Origin of the sequence: Actinoplanes sp. NPDC048791, from assembly GCF_040650095.1 — a bacterium.
Lineage (GTDB): Bacteria > Actinomycetota > Actinomycetes > Mycobacteriales > Micromonosporaceae > Actinoplanes.
The window spans coordinates 1-2,745 of sequence record NZ_JBEZGQ010001069.1; the positions used below are offsets into that span (position 1 = coordinate 1).

Sequence of the window (2,745 nt, forward strand, 5' to 3'; positions counted from 1 at the left end):
CACAACACCCACGTGGGCGACGCCCGGGCGACGGACCAGTCCCGGCACGGCGAGGATCACCGGCGGGGACGTCGCGCGGCGGCACGCCACCGTGGCCCGGTGGGCGGACCTCGGCGCTGACCAGCGGCCCTCGTTCGCGTCGGTCAACGTCGGTGAGGACGGTTTCGCCGAACTGGTCACGCTGCTGCGGGGAGCCGGGGTGGGCGTCGAGGCGGGCGTGTGGTCACCACGGGACGCCGAGCGGCTGGACGGCGTACCGGTCGACCGGATCTTGATCGAGATCCTGGACACGCCCGCCGCGGACGCGGTGGCCGCGGCCGACGCCATCCTCGACCGGCTCGAGGCCACCGGACCGCGGCTGCTGCACGGTGAGCAGGACGCCTGCTGGCCGCTGATCGCCCACGCCGGCCGCCTCGGCCTGCCCACCCGGATCGGCCTTGAGGACACCCTGGTCACACACGACGGCCGGCCCGCGACCGGCAACGCCGACCTGGTCCGGCGGGCGCTGCGGGTCTGGACCGCTCAGCGCGAGCGCAGATAGCGGCGCAGGTCCTGGGTCTCCCCCGTGGTCGGACGGACCGCCAGGATGCACGTGTCGTCGTCCGGATTGGCCTGCCGCAGCCGGCTGACCAGCTCCGCGAGCGGCTGCCGGGGCGCCGCCGCCACGGCCTCGTCGACGGTACGGATCACCGTGTCCAGCCCCTCGTCCAGGCTGCGGCAGCGGTACTCCACCAGCCCGTCGGTGTAGAGCAGCAGCAGGTCGCCGAGCGCCAGCCGCAGCTCGGCGCACTCGTACCTCGCGTCCTCCACTACCCCCAGCATCGGCCCGCTCGGACGCGGCAGCGGCTGCGTACGGCCACCGCGGCTCAGCAGCGGCGGCGGATGCCCGGCCTGCGCCCAGGTCAGCCGGCGCTGGGCCGGCTCGTAGCGGGCCACGATCGCGGTCGCCGCCGTCTCCGGCCGCTCCTCGTCCAGGTCACAGGTGATCCGGTTGAGGTGCCCGAGCAGCTCGGCCGGGTCGGTGGTGGTCACCGCCAGCGCCCGCAGCGAGTACCGCAGCTGCGCCATCGTCGTCGCGGCCAGCGTGCCGTGCCCGGCGACGTCACCGATCGCCAGCAGCACCGAGCCGTCCCGCAGCGCCGCCGCGTGGTACCAGTCGCCACCGACCAGGCTCTCCTGGCCGGCCGGCAGGTAACGCACGGCCACCTTGATGCCGGGCAGCTCCACCGGGCGCTCCGGGATCGGCAGGATGATGTGCTGCAGCCGGGCCGCCAGCTCGTGCTCGGCGTGCAGGCTGCGGCGGTGCTCGGCGAGCTGCTGCTCGACCTCGGCCAGCCGGCGGGCGCTGTTCTCCCGGGCGGTGACGTCCTGCACGATGCCGTACAGCCGCAGCGGCCGGCCGGCGCCGTCGCGGGTGGCGTCGGCGACCGTGCGCAGGTGCTTGATCCGGCCCTTGATCCGGACCCGCAACGTCACGTCGACCCGCTCGCCGCGTTCGAAGGCCTCCGCCGCCGCCAGCCGCAGCGGGGCGTCCTCGGCCACGGCGAGCGCCTCGGTCTCCTCGGTGGACAGCGGGCCGAGGGCCGGGTCCCGTTCGTAGATCCGGTACAGCTGGGCCGACCACCGGACCTCGCCGCTGATCAGGTCCCATTCACCCCAGCCGAGGTTGCCGAGCTGCTCGGTGCCGGCGATGCGGTCACCCTCGTCCGGGCCGGCGCCGTGCCGCACCCAGCTCATGAACAGCCCGGAGCCGAGGCGGTGCGCCCGTACGGTGAAGCGGTGGTCGTCGACCATGAACGGCCCGAGCTGCACGGGCTCACCGGTTTCCAGCACCCGCTGGTAGGCCGCCCACCGGTCGCTGACCGGGGCGTGCGGGAACTGCTCGGCCATCCGGGTGCCGACCAGCTGCCGGCCGCGGAGCCCGTCGGGCGTGGTCGCCTCCGGGGTGGCCGCGGCGTAGATCAGGTCGACCAGCTCCCCGGCCTCGCCGCGCACCGGTGTGAGCAGCGCGGACTGCCCGGGCAGCAGGTCCAGCACAGCCTGCACGACCGCCAGCCACGGCTCGACCGGGCGGACGTCGGCACTGGCGCGCCGGGGCGCCAGCAGCATCGAGCGCAGCGGCGGGCCGCGGTCGTCGGCGGGCTCCGGGATGTCCAGCATGCTGATCACCCCGGCCGCGACGTCGACCACGTCGCGGTTCTGGTCGGCGGCCATCTGCAGCAGGTGACGGTGGGCCTCCGAGAGCCGGCACCGGGTACGCCCGGCCAGCAGCCCCACAGCCCGGTCCATGGTGGCGCGTGAACCGTCCCCGGTGGCCAGACGCGCCACCGAACGCAGGTTCTCCATCGCCTCCAGGTACGCCTGCTGCCTGCCGCCCATACCGCTCCCACCTGCCGGAATTCACCACTACGGTTCCCTGCATACGCCAGCGCGGCGCGCGGCGTCATCCCCCGTTCACCTGCCACCGGGGTCGACCTGCGGCGCAGCGCGGCCGGGTCACCCGGAAGGACGACCGGGGCCCGGGGGCCGTCCGGTGGCGGCCCCCGGCCGCCCGGTTCCCGCAGGTCACCGAACGGACCGCGGCGCCGGTCCGATGCGGTGCGGTGCCGCCGGCCCGATCCGGTGCGGTGATGCGCCGGAAACAGCGATGCCGGATCATGGCGGGATGGACCTCGACGGGGCGCGGCGGATCGGCTTCCGGGTCGAGCAGAGCTTCCGGTACGCCTACCGCGAACCGGTGACGGC

Annotated in this window: 2 protein-coding genes; one reads left to right on the forward strand and one right to left on the reverse strand. The window is 74.9% G+C overall.

Going from position 1 to position 2,745, the window contains the following annotated elements; all coding sequences use genetic code 11:
• Positions 1-541, forward strand: a 541-nt coding sequence (locus AB0C29_RS42255; RefSeq protein WP_360833115.1) for a 3-keto-5-aminohexanoate cleavage protein, incomplete at its 5' end; no start/stop codon positions are given.
• Here AB0C29_RS42255 and AB0C29_RS42260 read toward each other — a convergent pair.
• Positions 523-2,379 (reverse strand): SpoIIE family protein phosphatase, encoded by a 1,857-nt coding sequence (locus AB0C29_RS42260; protein WP_360833118.1) that lies wholly within the window; start codon positions 2,377-2,379, stop codon positions 523-525. The two genes, AB0C29_RS42255 and AB0C29_RS42260, sit on opposite strands and share 19 nt — an antisense overlap.
• Positions 2,380-2,745: the final 366 nt, after the last annotated feature.